General features: G+C 64.9%; 12 protein-coding genes. 9 read left to right on the top strand and 3 right to left on the bottom strand.

Annotated elements, in window-relative coordinates; translation table 11 throughout:
• Positions 1–2: 2 nt before the first annotated feature.
• Positions 3–995, top strand: a complete 993-nt coding sequence (gene galE, locus CT676_RS13385; RefSeq protein ID WP_085403401.1) for a UDP-glucose 4-epimerase GalE — start codon at positions 3–5, stop codon at positions 993–995.
• A gap of 223 nt (positions 996–1,218) precedes the next feature.
• Positions 1,219–1,560 carry a hypothetical protein gene (locus CT676_RS13380; RefSeq protein ID WP_063985656.1) on the top strand — a complete coding sequence of 114 codons (342 nt, stop codon included), beginning with the start codon at positions 1,219–1,221 and terminating at the stop codon, positions 1,558–1,560.
• Here the strand turns inward: CT676_RS13380 and CT676_RS13375 are convergent.
• Positions 1,534–5,649 (bottom strand): GAF domain-containing protein, encoded by a 4,116-nt coding sequence (locus CT676_RS13375; protein WP_085403402.1) that lies wholly within the window; start codon positions 5,647–5,649, stop codon positions 1,534–1,536. The genes CT676_RS13380 and CT676_RS13375 overlap by 27 nt on opposite strands.
• Positions 5,650–5,944: 295 nt before the next feature.
• Here CT676_RS13375 and CT676_RS13370 point away from each other — a divergent pair, with 295 nt between their 5' ends.
• From CT676_RS13370 to CT676_RS13360, 3 genes are read left to right on the top strand one after another with little or no spacing between them, the layout of a single operon-like run.
• Positions 5,945–6,997, top strand: a complete 1,053-nt coding sequence (locus CT676_RS13370; protein ID WP_085403403.1) for an Ldh family oxidoreductase — start codon at positions 5,945–5,947, stop codon at positions 6,995–6,997.
• A 19-nt stretch (positions 6,998–7,016) separates the two neighbouring features.
• Positions 7,017–8,384, top strand: a complete 1,368-nt coding sequence (locus CT676_RS13365; protein WP_085403404.1) for an LLM class flavin-dependent oxidoreductase — start codon at positions 7,017–7,019, stop codon at positions 8,382–8,384.
• Positions 8,385–8,398: 14 nt separating this feature from the next.
• Positions 8,399–9,184, top strand: a complete 786-nt coding sequence (locus tag CT676_RS13360) for a fumarylacetoacetate hydrolase family protein (RefSeq protein WP_085403405.1) — start codon at positions 8,399–8,401, stop codon at positions 9,182–9,184.
• 245 nt (positions 9,185–9,429) lie between these two features.
• On the opposite strand, the gene CT676_RS13355 is transcribed toward CT676_RS13360, so the two are convergent.
• The gene (locus tag CT676_RS13355) at positions 9,430–9,885 is read right to left on the bottom strand and encodes an Lrp/AsnC family transcriptional regulator (RefSeq protein ID WP_014491864.1); all 456 of its coding nucleotides are present in this window, start codon (positions 9,883–9,885) and stop codon (positions 9,430–9,432) included.
• Between the two features lie 152 nt (positions 9,886–10,037).
• Here CT676_RS13355 and CT676_RS13350 point away from each other — a divergent pair, with 152 nt between their 5' ends.
• Both CT676_RS13350 and iaaH read left to right on the top strand, forming a co-directional pair.
• Positions 10,038–13,487 carry an indolepyruvate ferredoxin oxidoreductase family protein gene (locus tag CT676_RS13350; RefSeq protein WP_085403406.1) on the top strand — a complete coding sequence of 1,150 codons (3,450 nt, stop codon included), beginning with the start codon at positions 10,038–10,040 and terminating at the stop codon, positions 13,485–13,487.
• Between the two features lie 76 nt (positions 13,488–13,563).
• The gene (gene iaaH, locus CT676_RS13345) at positions 13,564–14,982 is read left to right on the top strand and encodes an indoleacetamide hydrolase (RefSeq protein WP_085403407.1); all 1,419 of its coding nucleotides are present in this window, start codon (positions 13,564–13,566) and stop codon (positions 14,980–14,982) included.
• A gap of 250 nt (positions 14,983–15,232) precedes the next feature.
• Here iaaH and CT676_RS13340 read toward each other — a convergent pair whose 3' ends face one another.
• Positions 15,233–16,141 carry a LysR family transcriptional regulator gene (locus tag CT676_RS13340; protein WP_085403408.1) on the bottom strand — a complete coding sequence of 303 codons (909 nt, stop codon included), beginning with the start codon at positions 16,139–16,141 and terminating at the stop codon, positions 15,233–15,235.
• Positions 16,142–16,282: 141 nt separating this feature from the next.
• Between CT676_RS13340 and CT676_RS13335 the strand changes: the two genes are divergently transcribed.
• Positions 16,283–17,434, top strand: a complete 1,152-nt coding sequence (locus CT676_RS13335) for an HlyD family secretion protein (RefSeq protein WP_085403409.1) — start codon at positions 16,283–16,285, stop codon at positions 17,432–17,434.
• Positions 17,435–17,549: 115 nt separating this feature from the next.
• The gene (locus CT676_RS13330; protein WP_085403410.1) at positions 17,550–19,166 is read left to right on the top strand and encodes an MDR family MFS transporter; all 1,617 of its coding nucleotides are present in this window, start codon (positions 17,550–17,552) and stop codon (positions 19,164–19,166) included.
• The last annotated feature ends 11 nt before the right edge of the window (positions 19,167–19,177 follow it).

Genomic DNA, 19,177 nt, shown 5'->3' with positions numbered 1-19,177 from the left:
ACATGACCGACCGACCGACCGTCCTCGTCACCGGGGGCGCGGGCTATATTGGCTCGCATGCCTGCCGCGCACTGTCTGCCGCCGGCTATCAGCCCGTCGTTTATGACAATCTCTCGACAGGTCATCGCAGCTTCGTCGCGGGTCCGCTGGTGACGGGCGACCTGCTCGACGGCGCCGCGCTGGCGCGCGCCTTCGCCGACCACAAGGTCACGGCGGTGATGCATTTCGCGGCGGCAAGCCTCGTCGGCGAGTCCATGACCGACCCGCAGAAATACTACATCAACAACGTCCAGGGCACGCTGTCGCTGCTGCAGGCGATGCGCAACGCAGGCTGCCAGCGCATCGTGTTCTCCTCGACCGGCGCCGTCTACGGCAACGCCGATTCCAAGGAGCTGCCGGAGGACTTCCCCTGCGCACCGATCAATCCCTACGGCGCGTCGAAATGGATGATCGAGCGCATGCTCGCCGATTATCGCGCAGCCTATGGCTTCGGCGCGTTCTGCCTGCGCTATTTCAACGCCAGCGGCGCCGACCAGGCCGGCGGCATCGGCGAGTTGCGTGACAACGAAACGCATCTCATTCCGCGCGCCATGATGGCGCTCCAGGGCCATGTCGACTTCGCCGTGTTCGGCGACGATTACGACACGCCCGACGGCACCGCGATCCGCGACTACATCCACGTCACCGACCTCGCTGCGGCGCATGTCGCAGCACTGAAGCTCCTGGAAACGGGACATGCCGGCGGCAGCTTCAATCTCGGCACCGGTTCCGGCTTTTCGGTCCGCGAGATCCTGAACGCCATCAGGCAGGAGACCGGCCGCGAGGTGCCGCACACCATGAAGCCGCGTCGCGCCGGCGATCCCACTTATCTGGTCGCCGATGCCTCCGCCGCGCGAAAAGTGCTGAACTTCGTGCCGCGCCATTCCGATCTAAAGACGGTGATCCGGACTGCCTGGGCCTGGCACCAGACAGCGCATCCGCTCAGGACGCGCTAGACACCCGTATTACGGCTTGCCGGTCGGGCCCCCGAGCGGCTAAAGAGATGATCACAGCCGGCGGCGGCGCATGTCCCGACCGCCGCATGTTGCTCTTATGGCCGCCAATGGAAGCGGCATGTGAGGCTCCGCCAATAGCGCGAGCCTGTTCTTTACAGCGAAGGCCACGATCGAGTCCGGGCATCGGCCTGCTTTCAGGCGCGGCCCAGGGAGCACGGAGCGAATGCATCAGGCCGCAAGCCTGCAATTCGAGCGCGTGATGGACGAGCTCGTCCTATGGCACGCCGTGCCGGAGGACGAACGCTCGCCCGCACCGGCCTGGTGGTGGGGACCGGCGATGGCGGTGGTCGACGCGCACGAGCCGATGCGACAGGTGTGGTGTTGTGAGCTGGGCCTCGGCGACGGCTCGAGCTTTGCCGAAGGTGCGCATGCCCTCCTCGAGCTGTTCGCCGAGCAAACCTCGCAGCCCTGGCCGGATGATTTTCCGCGCAAAGCGGACATCAAGCAAGACAACGTCCGCGAGCTGCACCCGCAGCCGTCAGATGACAGCGCGTTTCAGCCGTAACGCCGCGGCTTCGGTCGCAGCGAGGTCAGGCTCCGGCTGGAGCGGCGGCGCGACAGGCAGCTCCATCGGCCGCAGCAGCTCGGCCATCTGCCGCGCCGGCACCGGTTTGGAGATGAGGAAGCCCTGCATCTCGTCGCAGCCATGGGCGCGCAGGAACGCCTCCTGCTCGGCGTTCTCGACACCTTCGGCGACCACGGTCATGCCGAGCGCCTTGCCCATGCTGATGATCGCCTGCGCGATCGCCTGGTCCTCCGAATCCTGCGGCAGGTCGCGCACGAAGGAGCGGTCGATCTTGATGGTGTCGATCGGAAAATGCTTCATCAGCGACATCGACGAATAGCCGGTGCCGAAATCGTCGATGGCGAGGCGGATGCCGCGGCTCTGGATGGCGTCGAGCACCTTCAGCGCGCGACCGACATTGCGCATCATCATGCTCTCGGTGACCTCGAGCTGGAGCAGCACCGGCGACATGCCGGAGGCCGCCAGCGCCTCGTCGACGTCCTGCAACAGATGTTCGTCGACAAACTGTCGCGGCGACAGGTTGACCGCCATCGACACCGGCAACAGACCGCGGCGCTGCCAGGCCATGGCCTGCGCGCAAGCCTCTTTCACGACCCAGCGGCCGATCGGAACGATCAACCCGGTCTCTTCCGCAAGCGGAATGAATTGCGCCGGCGAGATGCTGCCGAGATCCGGGTGCGTCCAGCGCAGCAGCGCTTCCACGCCGGTGATCTGGCCGGTCTCCATGTCCACCTTGGGCTGGTAGTTCAGCGAGAACTGCTCGCGCTCCAGCGCCCGGCGCAACGCGCTCTCGAGCGACAGCCGCTCGATCGACTGCGTCTTCACCTCCTTGGAGAAGAAGCGATAGCCGTTCTTGCCGTCTTCCTTGGCGAGATACATCGCCATGTCGGCGTTCTTGGTCAGCGTCTGAACGTCGGAGCCGTTGGCCGGATACATCGCGATGCCGATCGAGGCCGTGGTGTGGCACTCGTGGCCGGCCAGCTCCATGGGCTCGGCGAGCGCCACGAGCAGTCCGGTCGCGATGCGCTGGACGTCGTCGATCTCACCGCACTGGTCGAGGATCACCACGAACTCGTCGCCGCCGAGGCGTGCGACAACGTCGGTTTCCCGCAGCGCGCCGCGCAGCCGGCTCCCCACTTCGAGCAGGAGCAGATCGCCGGCCTCATGGCCGAGCGAATCGTTGATGACCTTGAAGCGGTCGAGATCGATGAACAACACCGCGAAGCGGTGATCGTGGCGCTGAGCTTCGTCGATCGCCTCCCGCAACAGCCCGTTGAAGGTCTCGCGGTTCGGCAGGTCGGTCAGGCTGTCATGCGAGGCGAGGTATTCGATCCGCTCGTCGGCCTCGTTCTTCTCGTCGGCGCGATCGAAATTCTCCATCGCGAAGGAGACGTTGTCGGCGAGGCGCTGCAACAGCTCGACGAACTCGGCCGTGAAAGTCTCCTGCTCGGTCGACATGTAGATCATGACGCCGACGGGCTGATCGTGCGTGATCAACGGGAACGCCGCGCCGGAGCGCGCGCCGTCGCCTTGCAGGACGGCGTGGAAGGCGCTCACACGGCTGTCGTTGACATAGTCGTTGCTGACACAGGGCTGCCGGGTGCGGAACGCGGTGCCGCTCATGCCGCGCCCCTCGGGCCGGTCGGCGTCGATGGAGAGACGAACGTTCCTCGTGGTCTCGGCGGACGGCCCTGCGGCCGCGACGATCGCGAGCTGGTCGCTGTCGGCCTTGGCGAGCGCAATGGTCGTCGAGGTGAACTTGCCGCCGGTGGACGCGGCCTGACACACCAGCTCAAACAGCTCGGTGCGCGACTTGGCCCGCACGATCGCCTCATTGGTGGCGCTCAGCGCGGCGAACATGCGCGTCAGGCGCTCCTTCTGCGCCTCGGCCCGTGACCGCTCCTCGGCCCGGGCGAAATTGTCGAGCGCAAAAGAGACGTTCTCCGCGAGGCGCCCCAGCAACTGGATGAGGTCGGGCGTGAATGTGCCTTCGTCCGGCGAAAGGAACAGAAGGACGCCGACGGCATCGGTGCCGTTCTTCAGCAGCGGGAAGCAGCCGCCGGATTTCGTCCCTTGATCCCGCGCGATGCGACGCCAGTGCGTCGCACGAACGTCCGTGAGGAGCTCGTTCGCGACGCAAGGGGCCTTGGTGCGAAATGCGGTGCCGGCGAGCCCGCGTCCTTCGGGCTCGTCGGCAGACGTTCCGAAACGCCAGTTCTCGACGTGACTGCGACACTCGCCCTTGGTGACGACGATGTCGAGATAGCGCCCCGTCGGATCGACCATGGCGATGGTGGCAGACGTGAACGTGCCGCCGAGCACGGCGGCCTCGCACACGGCTTCGAACAACTCGGCGCGGGACTTCACGCGCATGATCGCTTCGTTGGTCGCGCTCAGCGCCTCCAACATGCCCCGAAGACGGTTGCGCTGCATTTCGGCCTTCGCCTTCTCGTCGGCGCGATCGAAGTTCTCGAGCGCGAAGGCGACATTGGCCTGGAGCCGTTGCAGCAGCTCGACGAATTCGGGCGTGAACGTGCCGCGTTCCGGCGAGTTGAAGAGGAAGACGCCTTCGACGCTGTCGCCATTGAACAGCGGCAGCGCCGCGGAGGAGCCGATGCCGTTCCGACGAGCGTTGGCCGCCCAGGGCGCGATCCGGTCGTCGGACTGCACATCATTGCTGATGCAAGGCTGGCGCGTGCGGAAAGCGGTTCCCGTCAGCCCTCGGCCTTCAGGCACCTGGTCGGACGTGGAGAATTTGAAATTTCGGACCATATCCGCGTTCGGCCCGTAGCAAGCAACGACGCGAAGCAGCTCGGCATCGTGATCGACGAGCGCGATGTTGGCCGAGGTGAACTTGGCGCCTTTCGCCGTCGCTTCGCAAACGAGGTCGAACAGCTCGGCCCGCGAGCGTGCGCGCAGGATCGCCTCATTGGTCGCGCTCAGCGCCGCGTACATGCGCGCCAGGCGGTCTTCCTCCTCGGCGATCCGCGCCTTCTCGGCCTCACGGTCGAAATTGTCGATCGCGAAGCAGACGTTCTCGGCGATGCGCAGCATGAGTGCGACGACCCCCTCGTCCTTCGCCCAGGACTTGCTGAGGAAGGACAGGATGACGCCGATGCTCTCGCCGTTCCGGATCAGGGGGGCCGCGATGCAGGCGGCAACACCCGTGTTGAGATTGGCCTGCTCCCACGGCGTTCCCCTGGTGCGACGCGCGAGATCGCGTTCGACATGGGGCTTCTGGGTTCGAAACACCTCGCCGGAAATGCCGCGACCATAGGGATTCTCGGGGTCGACGGAGTAGTGGGTCCGGGCCACGATCTCCAGATTCTCGCCGGTGCCGGCGACAGGCTTCAGCCAATGCGAGTCCTGCTCCTTCAGCAGAACGAAGGTCGCCAGCGACTTGCCGCCGTGCACCGAGGCGTCGCACACGAGCTGATACAATTCCCGCTCGGTCTTCGCACGCAGGATGGCTTCGTTGGTAGCGCTGAGCGCGCCAAACATGCGGTTGAGCCGCCGCGTCGCGAGCTCGCTGGTCTGCCGCGCGGTCTCGCGCGCGAAATTGTCGAGCGCATAGGAGATGTTGGCCGACATCCGCTCGAACAGCGACACCATCTGCTCGTTCAGCGAGCCGGCTTCCCTGCGGGTCACATACAGCACGCCGACGCTCTTACCGCTGCAGAGCAGCGGCAGCGCAGCCGCCGCGCCGATGTGGGCCTTGGCTGCGCCCTCGCGCCACGCCAGCGAGCGAGGATCATTCAGGTAATCGTTGCTGATGCTCAGCTTCTGATTGCGAAAGGCTTCGCCGCCGACACCCGCTCCCTCGGGCGTGACGGAGTCGGTCGTGATCTCGAGCGAACGCAGCCGCGCAACGTCATCGCCGCAACCGGCCGCAAAGCACAGCCGCCGGCCATCCGGCCCCACCAGGAAAACCGCAACGGCCAAAAAGTTTCCGCTCGAAAACCCGGCGTCGCAGACCTTCTGGTACAGCTCGTCCGGCGATTTCGCGTAAAGGATCGCTTCGTTGATGGCGCTCAACGCTGCAAAGGTGCGCGCGAGGGTCGTCTGCACGGTCTCAGCTCCCGGGCATTTCTGCCTAATTCTCCCGGGTGCTTTATGAACGGCGACGGCCTAAGTGGTCGTTATTGCGCGCTGCAAACCCTCGATCAAAGTGAACGAGCTGCGAACGGCCGGCGCCAAACTGTCGGGAATGCCGCCGCACGGGAGGATTCTTCGACGAAAGGCGCGCTCTCTTTACGATTTTGCAGCCCTGTATTGGTTTACGGGAGATTGATATCGCTCCCACGCTTTGAGACGATGGCTCCCAACAAGCAGCCCGTTAAGGGCACAATGCCGAGGGAACGCCATGCCCGTCGTCAAGACCGACCGCCTCACGCTCATCAGCGCCGCGCTGCTCCGCGCCGCCGGAGCTTCCGACGAAGAGGCCGATGCGGTGGCCACAGGCTGCGTCAACGCCAACCTCGCCGGTCACGACTCTCACGGCGTGATCGCGGTTCCGACCTACATCGATCGCATCAAGGCCGGCCACATCGTGCCCGGCGCCAAATGGACCATCGTCCAGGAATCGCCGACCACGACCGTGATCGACGGCCAGTGGGGGTTCGGCTTCCACGTCAACGCCAAGGCGATGGCGCTGACGATCGAGAAGGCGAAGACGGCGAACGTCGCCGCCTGCACCGTGTTCCGGCAAAGCCATGTCGGCCGCCTCGCCGCCTATCCGTTGATGGCGATGCGCGAAGGCATGATCGGGATTGCGACGGCGGATTCCGGCCGCTCGCCGAAGCACGTGGCGCCGTTCGGCGGCAAGGAGGCGCGGCTCGGCACCAACCCGATCTCGATCGCGGTGCCGTCCGATCTCGACGCGCCGTTCTATCTCGACATGGCAACCTCGGCGGTTGCGGCCGGCAAGATCCAGCTCGCGGTCGCCCGCGGCGAGGAGATTCCGACGGGCTGGATCATCGATGCCGAGGGACGGCACACCACCGACCCCACGCAATATCGCAAGGGCGGCGCGCTGCTGCCGCTCGGCGGCACCGAGGGCTACAAGGGCAGCGGTCTCGCCGCGATGGTCGAGGTGCTGTGCGGCCTGCTCACCGGCCTCGGCTTCGGCGTCGAACCGACCGGACGTCACAATGACGGCTGCTTCATGGCCGTGTTCAACGTCGCCGCGTTCCGTCCGCTGAAGGATTTCAAGCGCGAGGTCGCCGAATTCGCGCGCTATCTGAAATCGACGCCACCCTCCGAAGGGAGCAAGGGCGTGTACTATCCCGGCGAGATCGAGGGGTTGCGCGAGCAGCAACGCCTGCGCGACGGCATCGAGATCGAGGATGCGACCTGGGAAAAGCTGCGCGCGCTGGCGGGCGAGTACCGGCTCGACACCGTCCTTGATCTGGCCTGACGGAATTTGGGAGAACAGCATGACGCGGCAGATGGTACTGGTCGGCTTCCTCCAGGCGCAGAACTGCACGAATTTGCCGAGCTCGTGGCGGCATCCGGACTCGCGCGACGATTCGATGTCGGCGGACTATTATCAAGAGATCGCGAAAATCCTCGAAGCCGGCAAGTTCCACATGGCGTTCTTCGACGATCGGCTGGCGATGCCGGACCGCTACGGCAACGATCATGCCCACACCGTCGAATACGGCATCCGCTGCGTGAAGATGGATCCGCTGATCGTGCTGACCACGATGGGCATGGTCACCGACAAGCTCGGCCTCGGCGCCACTTGCTCGACCACCTATTACGAGCCCTTCGACGTCGCCCGCCGCTTCGCGACCCTCGATTTGATGTCCGGCGGGCGCGCGGGCTGGAACGTCGTCACCTCGCTCAATGACGGCGAGGCCCTCAACATGGGTCGCGATTCCCATCCCGAACATGATTCGCGCTACGACCGCGCCGACGAATTCATGGAAGTCGTGCTCGGGCATTGGGACACTTGGGAAGACGGCGCGCTCATCATGGACAAAAAGAGCGGCCGTTTTGCCGATCCGGCCAAGGTGAAGCGGCTCGATCACAAGGGGGCGGCCTTCAAGTCCCGCGGACCCTTCACCGTGCCGCGCTCGGACCAGGGCCATCCCGTCATCATCCAGGCCGGCGCATCCGGCCGCGGCCAACGCTTTGCCGGCCATTGGGGTGAGGTGATCTTCACGGCTGCGCGCAATCTCGCTGGTGCCAAGGAAGGTTATGCCGCCGTTCGAAACGAGGCAGCCAAGGCTGGCCGCGATCCCGATCAGATGCGCCTTTGCAATTTGACGACGCCGGTCTGCGCCGCGACCAGGGCCGAGGCTGAGGACAAGATGGCGCTGATCAACAAACTGCCGCTCGAGATCGACGCGCTGTCGCTGCTGGCCGAAGCGCTCAACTACGATTTCGCCTCCAAGGACCTCGACGAGCCTTTGACGACGGACGATCTGAAGAGCATGCAGGGCATTCTGGGCCTCCGCGACGGTGTGCTGAAGAATTCCGGCAAGAGCAATCCGAGCGCGCGCGACTTCGTCACCTTCTCCGGCCGCGGCCAGGTCCACGACGCCATGGTCGGCGGTCCCAAGGAGATCGCAGACAGGCTGGAAGAGATGTTCGTCGAGCGTGGCTGTGATGGGTTCGTCATCGCCGCGACCTATGTGCCCGGTTCCTACGCCGATTTCGTGCAACATATCGTACCGGAATTGCAGCGCCGCGGCCTGTTCCAGAAGGACTATCGCGGCAAAACGCTGCGGGAAAATCTCGGGCTGAAGCGGCCCGTGGCCGGCGCCTGGAAGGTACAGCCGCGCGATGCCGCGGAATAACTGGAGGATCCGACATGCGCTGGCTGAAATTCACTGCCTCGGACAAGACCTCCTGGGGAATTGCCGAGGGCGACCAGGTGATCGCGGTCGACGGCGATCCCTTTGGCGAATGGCAGCGCACCTCGCGCACGCATCCGCTGGCGCAGGTTCGGATCGAGCTGCCGCTGATCCCGCGCACCTTCTATTGCGTGGGCTTGAACTATCTGAAGCACCTGAAGGAAGCCGCCGACAAGCGCGGCGAGGTGCCGGCCGTCCCTGATAGACCCGAGATCGGCTACCGCGCCCAGAACGCGCTGATCGCGCATGACGAGGACGTCGTGATCCCGTCCTTTGCGACGGACAAGATCCACTATGAAGGCGAGCTCGTCGTCGTGATCGGCAAGAAGGTGAAGCATCTCACCAAGCAGAATGCGATGGATTGCGTGTTCGGCTACACCATCGGCAACGACGTCAGCGAACGCAGCTGGCAGAAGGCCGACCGCAGCCTGTGGCGCTCGAAGAATGCCGACACGTTCAAGCCGATGGGCCCGTGGATCGAAACCGAGGCCAATCTGGCGAAAATGGAAACCGTCGTCCGGGTCAACGGCAAGGAGACCAACCGCTTCTACACCAACGACATGATCTTCGGCGTCGTGCCGTTCCTGGTCGAGCTGACCAAGTACTTCACGCTGTGGCCCGGCGACGTGATCTGGATGGGCACGGACGGCGCCTCGCCTGACATCGGGCACGGCGACGTGGTGGAGATCGACATCACGGGCGTGGGGACGTTGCGGAACAGGTTTGTGCGGGAGCAACGGTAGTCCTCATCCTGAGGAGCTTGCGAAGCAAGCGTCTCGAAGGATGAAGGCCCGGCTCTCGGCCTCGCCCTTCGAGACGGCCGCTGCGCGGCCTCCTCAGGGTGAGGAGATAGAGTTGTATACGCCGCGAGATCAACGGTGCCGTAGGGTGGGCAAAGCGAAGCGTGCCCACCACCTTCGCAAATCGAGGCGAGATGGTGGGCACGGCGCTATGCGCCTTTGCCTACCCTACGGCACTTCCCGCGCAATCAAAACGGCAGCGCCACACTCGTCTTGATCTCCTTCAGCACCACGTTGCTGCGCACGTAGCGGATGCCGGGAATGCGGAACATGAACTCGTCGAGGAACCTGTTGTAGGCCGCCATGTCCTGCACGACGACGCGCAAATGATAGTCGGCGTCGCCCGTGGTCGCGAAACACTCCAGCACTTCGCGCCGCGTGGTCACCCGCGCGACGAACTCGTCGACGAATTTGGCATCGTGCCGCTCCAGCGAGACATGCAGGATGGCTGACATCGCAAAGCCCGCCTGCTCGCGCGCGATCAGCGCGGCATAGCCCTGGATGACGCCGGCCTCCTCCAGCGCACGCACCCGGCGCCAGCACGCCGAGGTGGACATGCCGACCTCGTCGGCGAGCTGCTGGTTAGTGGCGCGGCCGTCCGTCTGGAGATGGGCGAGAATCCGCGCGTCCTGCTCTTCAATCATGGAAGCCCCCGATTCGGTAACTTCTACCGAATCATGCCATTTTCCGCAAAATTTTACCGAATTATCGATCAAGACAGGGTGAATAGGCAAGACCTCCCAGCCTCCCCGGCATACCCTACCGTCATCAGGCAGGATGCCGCACGAGGTCCGCCATGGACGCCGTTCCATCACTCGACAGCTACGAGCTCTCAGACCGCTACGACCGCGAGGAGGGCCGCGTCTTCCTCACGGGCACGCAGGCCATCGTCCGCATCACGCTCGACCAGGCGCGGCGCGACCGCGCCGCCGGGCTGAACACCGCCGGCTTCATCTCCGGCTATCGCGGCTCGCCGCTCGGCGGCGTCGATCTCGAGCTCTGGCGCATCCAGGAGCGGCTCAAGCGGGATCGCATCGAATTTCTCCCTGCGGTGAACGAGGACCTCGCGGCAACGGCAGTGCTCGGCTCGCAGCAGGTCGAGACGCAGGCAGATCGCGAAGTCGATGGCGTGTTCGGGCTCTGGTACGGCAAGGGCCCCGGCGTCGATCGCTCCGGCGACGCCCTCAAGCACGGCAACGCCTATGGCTCCTCGCCGCGTGGCGGCGTGCTGGTCGTCGCCGGCGACGACCATGGCTGCGTCTCCTCCTCGATGCCGCACCAGTCCGATGTCGCCTTCATGAGCTGGTTCATGCCGACGCTGCACCCCGCAAGCGTCAGCGAATATCTCGAATTCGGCGAATATGGTTACGCGCTGAGCCGCTTCTCCGGCATGTGGGTCGGCTTCAAGGCGATTTCGGAAATCGTGGAGTCAGGCGCATCCGTCGCGCTGCGCCCGCCACGCGTCTTCAACACGCCCGATTTCACTCCGCCGCCGGGTGGCCTGCACTATCGCTGGCCCGACCTGCCGGGCCCCCAGATCGAGGAGCGGCTGGAGGCGAAGAAGCACGCGGTTTACGCCTTTGCAAAAGCCAATCCGATCGATCGCCACATCTACGATATTCCCAACGCCACATACGGCATCGTCACGACGGGCAAGGCGCATCTCGACCTGATGGAGGCCCTGCGGCTGATGGGCCTCGATGAAGCGGCCTGCCGCAACATCGGGATCGACGTCTACAAGGTCGGCATGGTCTGGCCGCTGGCGCTGCATGACGCGATGGACTTCGTGAAGGGCAAGCGCGAGATCCTCGTGGTCGAGGAAAAGCGCGGCATCATCGAGAGCCAGTTCAAGGAATATTTTTACGACTATCCAGGCTCAAAGCCCGAGCGCATGGTCGGCAAGCACGACGAGCGAGGGGCGCGGCTGATCTCCTGGATCGGCGAATTGTCGCCGCGTGCGCTTGCTGGCGTGCTCGCACGCCGGCTCGATCCGATGTTCCCAGGCCTCAATCTCGCCGCACGCGCGGCCGGCTTGATGCCCGAGGCCGCGCGCGCGATCAACGTCAGCGGTGCGACGCGCACGCCGTATTTCTGCTCCGGATGTCCGCACAACACGTCGACGAAGGTGCCGGAAGGCTCAAAGGCACTGGCCGGCATCGGCTGCCATTTCATGGCGAGCTGGATGGACCGCGAGACCTCCTCGCTGATCCAGATGGGCGGCGAAGGCGTCAACTGGGCGGCGTCGTCTCGCTTCACCGGCCACAAGCACGTGTTCCAGAATCTCGGCGAAGGCACCTACTACCACTCCGGCTCGATGGCGATCCGGCAGGCGATCGCCGCCAGGGCCAACATCACCTACAAGATCCTGTTCAACGATGCCGTGGCGATGACCGGCGGCCAGCCGGTCGACGGTCCCATCAGCGTGCATGCTATCGCCCACAGCGTTCGCGCCGAAGGCGTGGGGCGCATCGCGCTGGTGTCGGACGATCCCGCGCAGTTCTTGCCGGCAGACCTGCCGATCGGCGTGACCATCCATCCTCGCGAGGAAATGGACGCCGTGCAGCGCGAGCTGCGAGACATTTCCGGCGTCTCTGTCCTGATCTATCAACAGACCTGCGCCACCGAGAAGCGTCGCCGGCGCAAACGCGGACAGATGGCCGACCCAAGGCGCTTTGCCTATATCAACGATCTCGTCTGCGAAGGCTGCGGCGACTGCTCGGTCGAATCCAACTGCCTCAGTGTCGAGCCGAGGGAGACGCCGTTCGGTCGCAAGCGCCAGATCAATCTCTCGTCCTGCAACAAGGATTTTTCCTGCCTCAACGGCTTCTGCCCGAGCTTCGTCACCGTCGAAGGCGCGACGCGCCGGAAGAAGAGTGCGAGCGAGATCGACGTAGTCGGTCGCGCGGCTACGCTTCCCCTGCCCGCTCCCGCCACGCTCGATCGTCCCTACGATTTGCTCGTGACCGGCGTCGGCGGCACCGGCGTGATCACGGTCGGCGCGCTGATCGGCATGGCCGCGCATCTGGAGCGGCGTGGCGTCTCCGTGCTGGATTTCACCGGCTTTGCACAGAAATTTGGTCCCGTGCTGAGCTTCATCCGCCTTGCGTCAAGTCCGGACGCGCTGCACCAGGTCCGCATCGACCAGGGCGCGGCCGACGCGCTGATCGGCTGCGACCTCGTCGTCAGTTCCTCACCTAAGGCGTCCGGCACCTATCGCCGCGGCATGCGCGCCGCGGTCAACACCGCGGAGATGCCGACCGGCGACGTCGTCCGCTTCCGCGACGCCGATCTCGCCTCGCCTGCCCGCCTGCGCGCGATCCGGCAAGTCATTGGCAACGACAATCTCGACACCATCAACGCCAACGCGCTCGCCGAGCGGCTGCTCGGCGATGCCGTCTATGCCAACATCATCATGCTCGGTTTCGCCTGGCAGCGCGGGCTGATTCCGGTCGCGCTGCCGGCGCTGCTGCGCGCGATCGAGCTCAACGGCGTCGCGGTCGAGCGCAACAAGCAGGCCCTTGCCTGGGGCCGGATCGCCGTAGCCGATCCGGAATTTTTGCCGGGGGGCGACGAGGCGCCCGAAGCCGAGACGCTCGATCAGATCATCGATCGCCGCGCCGATTTCCTCGCCGCCTATCAAGACGCCGCCTATGCGATGCGCTATCGGGCGACCGTCGCGAGGGTCCGCCGGGCCGAAGCCGCTCTGAGCAGTGAGGTGCTGACCGAGGCGGTCGCGCGCGCCCTGTTCAAGCTGATGGCCTACAAGGACGAATACGAGGTGGCGCGTCTGCACATGCAGAGCGGTTTCCTCGGCGAGCTGAAGCGCGAGTTCGAGGACGGTTTTCGCGTCCAATATCACCTCGCGCCACCGTTCCTGCCGTCAAAACCTGACGCACGCGGCCGTCCGCGCAAGCGCGCTTTCGGCCAGTGGATCCAGATGCCGCTCGCGATGCTGGCGCGGTTGAAGGGATTGCGCGGGACACCGTTCGATCCGTTCGGCTACACGGATGAGCGGCGCACTGAACGGGAATTGATCGCCTGGTATGAAGGCCTGATCGAACGCATGCTCGGGCAGCTCGACGCAGCGCATCTACCCGACCTCGTTGCCGTCGCAAAGGCGCCGATGGAGATCCGCGGCTACGGACCAGTGAAGGACACCGCGATCGCCAAGGTGAAGCCCGAGGTCGCGCGGCTGCTCACGAATTTGACGACGTCGGTAACGCAAAAGATGCACGCCCACGGTTGACGCGGCACCAGTGAGGCCTCAGCCTCCGGACTTTAGGCGGCACCCTGTTGGCGCCCCTGCAATCGGATGACGCATCATGGATTTCGACCAGTTGACCCTGAGTCAGGCCGTCGTCGACCTGCGCGCCGGGAAAGTCACGAGCACCGCACTCACGACGGAAGCACTGAGCCGCGCCAAAGCCCATGCCGAGCTCAATGCCTTCGTCACGCTGGACGAGGCGGGCGCCCTGAAGGCCGCGGCTGCGTTCGACGCATCGGGCGACAAGACAAAACCGCTCGGCGGCGTGCCCATCGTGATCAAGGACAATATCGAGGTCGCGGGACTGCCCTGCAGCGCCGGCACACGGGCACTGAAGGACTACGTTCCGAAGGCCGATGCGCCCGTAGTCGCGAAGCTGCGGGCTGCAGGCGCCGTCATCATCGGCAAGACCAGCATGCACGAGCTCGCCTTCGGCATCTCCGGCTACAACACCGCGTTCAAGACCGGCGCGGAGTTCGGCGTGCGCAACGCTTATGACCGCACGCTGATCGCCGGCGGCTCCTCGTCCGGCACGGGCGCCGCGCTCGGCGCGCGGATCGTCGCGGGCGGGCTCGGCACCGACACCGGCGGATCGGTCCGGGTCCCCGCCGCGCTGAACGGATGCGCCGCGTTGCGCCCGACGGTCGGGCGCTATCCGCAAGCTGGCATCGCGCCGATCTCGCACACCCGCGACACCGCGGGGCCTATGGCCGCGACGATGGCAGATGTCGCGCTGCTCGATCGCGTGATCGCCGGCGGCGACGAGGTTACGCCGGCTGATCTGAAGCAGGTGCGGATCGGCATCGCAAGATCGATGCTGACCAATCTCGACGCCGATACGGAAGCCGCGTTCCACGCGGCGATCGCAAAAGTGAAGGCGCAGGGCGTCACGGTCGTCGAGATCGAGATGCCTGAGCTCGCCGAGCTCAACGGCCAGGTCAGCTTTCCCGTCGCGTTGTATGAGGCCTATGACGACATGGTCGCCTATCTCAAGCACACCGGGACCGGCCTCAGCGTCGAGGCGCTGGCAGAGAATATCTCCAGCGCCGACGTGAAAGGCATCTATGATGGCATGGTGATCCCGCGAAAACTGCCCGGACCCGACAACGCGCTGTTCGACGCGAGGCCGATCTATGACGCCGCGATCAAGACCGCACGCCCCGCGCTCCAGGCGCTCTACGGCAATACGTTTGCCAGCAACAAGCTCGACGCCGTCGCCTTCCCGACCACGCCGCGCGTTGCAATTGCCTCCAACCCGGACGCCAGCAGTCTCGAGAATTTCGGCCTGATCATCCAGAACACCGATCCCGGCAGCAATGCCGGCATTCCCGGCGTCCAGATCCCGATCGCGCTTGGCGCGACAAGCAAATTGCCGATCGGACTTGAGCTGGATGGCCCGGCGGGCAGCGATCGCCGCCTGCTTGGGATCGGCATGGCGCTCGACAGCGTGTTTGGGCGGCTGCCCGCGCCACACTAACGCTATTGTAGGGTGGGCAAAGCGAAGCGTGCCCACCATTGGTGCCGATTAGAAAAGATGGTGGGCACAGCGCTTCGCGCCTTTGCCCACCCTACAGTTCTGCCGCCGCCGCACTTGAGGCAAGCACATATCCACCTCCTCACCCTGAGGAGCTTGCGAAGCAAGCGTCTCGAAGGGCGAGGCCACCAGCGGGGCCCTCATCCTTCGAGACGCGCGTTCCGCGCTCCTCAGGATGAGGAACGATGACGTCTCACGCATACGGATTGATCAGCTTCTGCTGCTCGGCGCTGTGCTGGACGAGCATGTCGATGAAGGTCCTGACCTTCGCCGACAGATGATGCCGATGCGGATAGACCGCGTTCATCGACATCTCGACCGGCCGGTACTCCGGCAGGAGGCGCACCAGCCGGCCCGCATCGAGGTCATCACCCACCAGAAAGCCGGCCGCAAGACTGATGCCGGCGCCCTGCAACGCGGCCTCGCGCAGCGCTTCGCCGCTATTGGTGATCAGATTGCCTGAGACGCGCACCGAGGCCGGCGTGCCCTTGCGATCGAAGAAGCGCCACTCGTCGAAGGGATAGTTGATGTGGCGTACGCAATTGTGCCCGGCGAGTTCTTCGAGCGTCTGCACGCGCCCATGCGCCTCGATATAGCCGTGCGAGCAGCACAGCACGTGCCGCCAGGTCGCCAGGCTCCGCACGATCAGGCTGGAGTCCGGCGGCGCGACCATGCGCAGCGCGAGATCAAAGCCCTCCTCGATCAGGTCGACATTGGTCTCGCCCATGCGCAGATCGACCTTGACCTCCGGATAGGTCGCGAGGAATTCGGCCATCACGGGCGCGACGAACGGCACCATGTGGGTGGCGGTGTGAATGCGCAGCGTGCCGCGCGGCGTCGATTGCAGCGCGCCGGCGATGTCATCGGCTTGTTCGAGATCGGCGAGGATCTGGGTCGAGCGGTCGTAATAGGCCTTGCCGATTTCGGTGAGGCTCACTTTTCGCGTGGTGCGGTTCAGCAGACGAACCCCGAGCCGGTCCTCCAGCGCCTGGACGTGGTTGCTCACCATGGTCGTGGACATGTTGAGCCGGCGGGCGGCGGCGGAAAATCCGCCATTTTCGACCACCCGGACGAAGGCGGTGAGACTGGTGAAGCGGTCCATCGGTCTGGCTCCGGATTATCCGCTATGGGTGGATAATGCTTCCATTTCTTCCGGGATTATCACAAGCGGGAAGACAGCGCATCTTGCCGGCATCAACGGCGCACCGTTCGGATCGGGGCGGTTGGGAATTCCGAGGATGCCATGTCGAGCGCTTCTTATGTCACTGAAACCAATCAGAAACTCAGCTTTCGCCCGTCCCGGCAGGCGGTCAAGCGGGCGGCCATCGGCTTGGCACTGGCCCTCGGAATCGCCGCGGCCGGCGACTTCGGCTACAACTACCTGAGCACCGGCCGCTACCTCGAATCCACCGACGACGCCTATGTGAAGGCGGATTCCACCATCATCGCACCCAAGGTTTCCGGCTACATCGCGAAGGTGCTGGTTGGCGACAACGAGAAGGTCCGGGCCGGCCAGCTCCTCGCCAAGATCGACGACCGCGACTTCAAAGCCGCGCTCGACCAGGCCCGCGCCGACGTCGCCGCCGGCGAAGCCTCGGTGCGCAACATCGACGCCCAGCTCGAGCTGCAGCAGCCGATCATCGAGCAGAGCACGGCCGACGTGGCCGCGGCCGACGCCAATCTGAAATTCGCCCAGGAAGAACGCGCCCGCTACGACGACCTGATGAAGTCGGGCTCCGGCACGATCCAGCGTGCGCAGCAGACCGATGCGGCACTGCGCGCCAGCAACGCGCAATTGCAGCACGCCAAGTCGGGCCTGGTGGCCGCACAGCGCAAGGTCGATGTGCTCACCACCCAGCGCGCCCAGGCCACGGCGCAGCTCGACCGCGCCCGCGCGGTCGCACTGCAGGCAGAGCTGAACCTGTCCTACACCGAGATCACCGCACCGGTGGACGGCACGGTCGGCGCACGCTCATTACGCGTCGGCCAGTATGTGCAGGCCGGCACGCAATTGATGGCGGTGGTGCCGCTCGATGCGGTCTATGTCGTCGCGAACTTCAAGGAGACGCAGCTCACGCATGTGCGTGCGGGCCAGCCGGTCGAGCTGCAGGTCGACAGTTTTCGCAATCGCACGCTTCGCGGTCACGTCGACAGCCTTTCGCCGGCCAGCGGACTTGAATTCGCGCTGCTGCCGCCCGATAACGCCACCGGAAATTTCACCAAGATCGTGCAACGCGTGCCGGTGAAGATCGTGCTCGATGACCACAGCCTGACCGGCCTGCTCAGGCCCGGCATGTCGGCGGTGCCGACCATCGACACCAAGGCGACGGTGCTGGCCGAGCGCGAGACGGCCAAGCGACTCGCCGACAACACACCCCGCCCGAACGGCGGCTGAGGCGGGGAAGACCGGCAGATTATCAAGTCCTGCCGGACGATCCTTCCCACACTTCCTCGATTATCGAAACCAACCGCCTAATGCATCCTGTCTCCGTGACCGAGACGAGGCTTCCATGAGCACGCTCCAACCGACCGTCGACGCCGCCTCCACTGCCAGCATTCCCGCCCCTGCTGCGCCCGCCACGCCGGCCGTTTCCGCAAAAACCTGGATCGCGGTGATCGGCGCGACTCTCGGCGCCTTCATGGCAGTGCTGAATATCCAGATCGTCAACGCTTCGCTCGCCGACATCCAGGGCGCGATCGGCGCCGGCATCGACGACGGTGGCTGGATCTCGACCTCCTACCTGATCGCCGAGATCGTCGTGATCCCGCTCTCCGGCTGGCTCGCGCAGGTGTTCTCGATCCGCATCTATTTGCTCACCAATGCGGTCCTGTTCCTGGTTCTGTCCGCGGCCTGCGCGCTGGCGCAGGACCTGCCGCAAATGATCGTGCTGCGCGCGGTGCAAGGTTTCACCGGCGGCGTGCTGATCCCGATGGCCTTCACGCTCATCATCACGCTGCTGCCGCGCACCAAGCAGCCCGTCGGCCTTGCGCTGTTCGCGCTGTCGGCGACGTTCGCACCGGCGATCGGCCCGACCATCGGCGGCTATCTCACCGAGAATTTCGGCTGGCAGTACATCTTCTACGTCAACCTCGTGCCCGGCGCGATCATGGTCGGCATGCTCTGGTACGCGCTCGACGCCAAGCCCATGAAGCTTGCGCTGCTGCGCGAGGGCGATTGGGCCGGCATCATCACCATGGCGATCGGCCTGTCGGCGCTTCAGACCGTGCTGGAAGAGGGCAACAAGGACGACTGGTTCGGCTCGCCTTTCATCGTCAAGCTGTCGGTCATCGCGGCCACCGCGCTGACCGCCTTCCTGATCATCGAGCTCACGGCGAAGAAGCCGCTGCTCAACTTGCGCCTGCTGGTGCGTCGCAATTTCGGCTTCGGCATGCTCGCGAACTTCCTGCTCGGTGTCGCGCTCTACGGTTCGGTGTTCATCCTGCCGCAATATCTGGCGCGCATTCAGGGCTACAATGCCGAGCAGATCGGCATGGTGCTGGCCTGGACCGGACTGCCGCAACTCGTGCTGATCCCGCTGGTGCCGCGCCTGATGCAGAAGTTCGACGCGCGGATCATCATCGGCGTCGGCTTCGTCCTGTTCGCGGCCTCGAACTTCCTGAACATTTATATGACCAACGATTACGCTGCCGACCAGCTGTTGTGGCCCAATGTCGTCCGTGCGATCGGCCAAGCGCTCGTGATGGCGCCGTTGTCGGCTGTGGCGACCGCCGGCATCGAAGCGGAGAATGCTGGCTCGGCCTCGGGCCTGTTCAACATGATGCGTAATCTCGGCGGCGCCGTCGGCATCGCCCTGCTCCAGACCGTGCTGACCAAGCGCGAGCAATATCACTCCAACGTGCTGATGCAGTCGGTCTCGGTGTTCGAGCAGGCGACGCGGACGCGGCTGGAGCAGCTTACCCAATATTTCATCAATCACGGCGTGCTCGACCGCGCCGACGCCGCGCATCGCGCCTATGTCGCGATCGGCCACACCGTGCAGAAGCAGGCTTACATCTTCGCCTTCAGCGACACCTTCTACCTGCTCGGCATGGCACTGATCGTGGCCCTGATCGCCGTATTCTTCCTGAAGAAACCCGGCCAGACCTCGACCGGTGGAGCTCACTGAGATCAACCCAA

This window comes from Bradyrhizobium sp. MOS001 (assembly GCF_004634465.1).
Lineage (GTDB): Bacteria > Pseudomonadota > Alphaproteobacteria > Rhizobiales > Xanthobacteraceae > Bradyrhizobium > Bradyrhizobium barranii.
The sequence above is the reverse complement of the archived record's forward strand: the minus strand, read 5'-3'. Positions and strand labels throughout refer to the sequence as shown.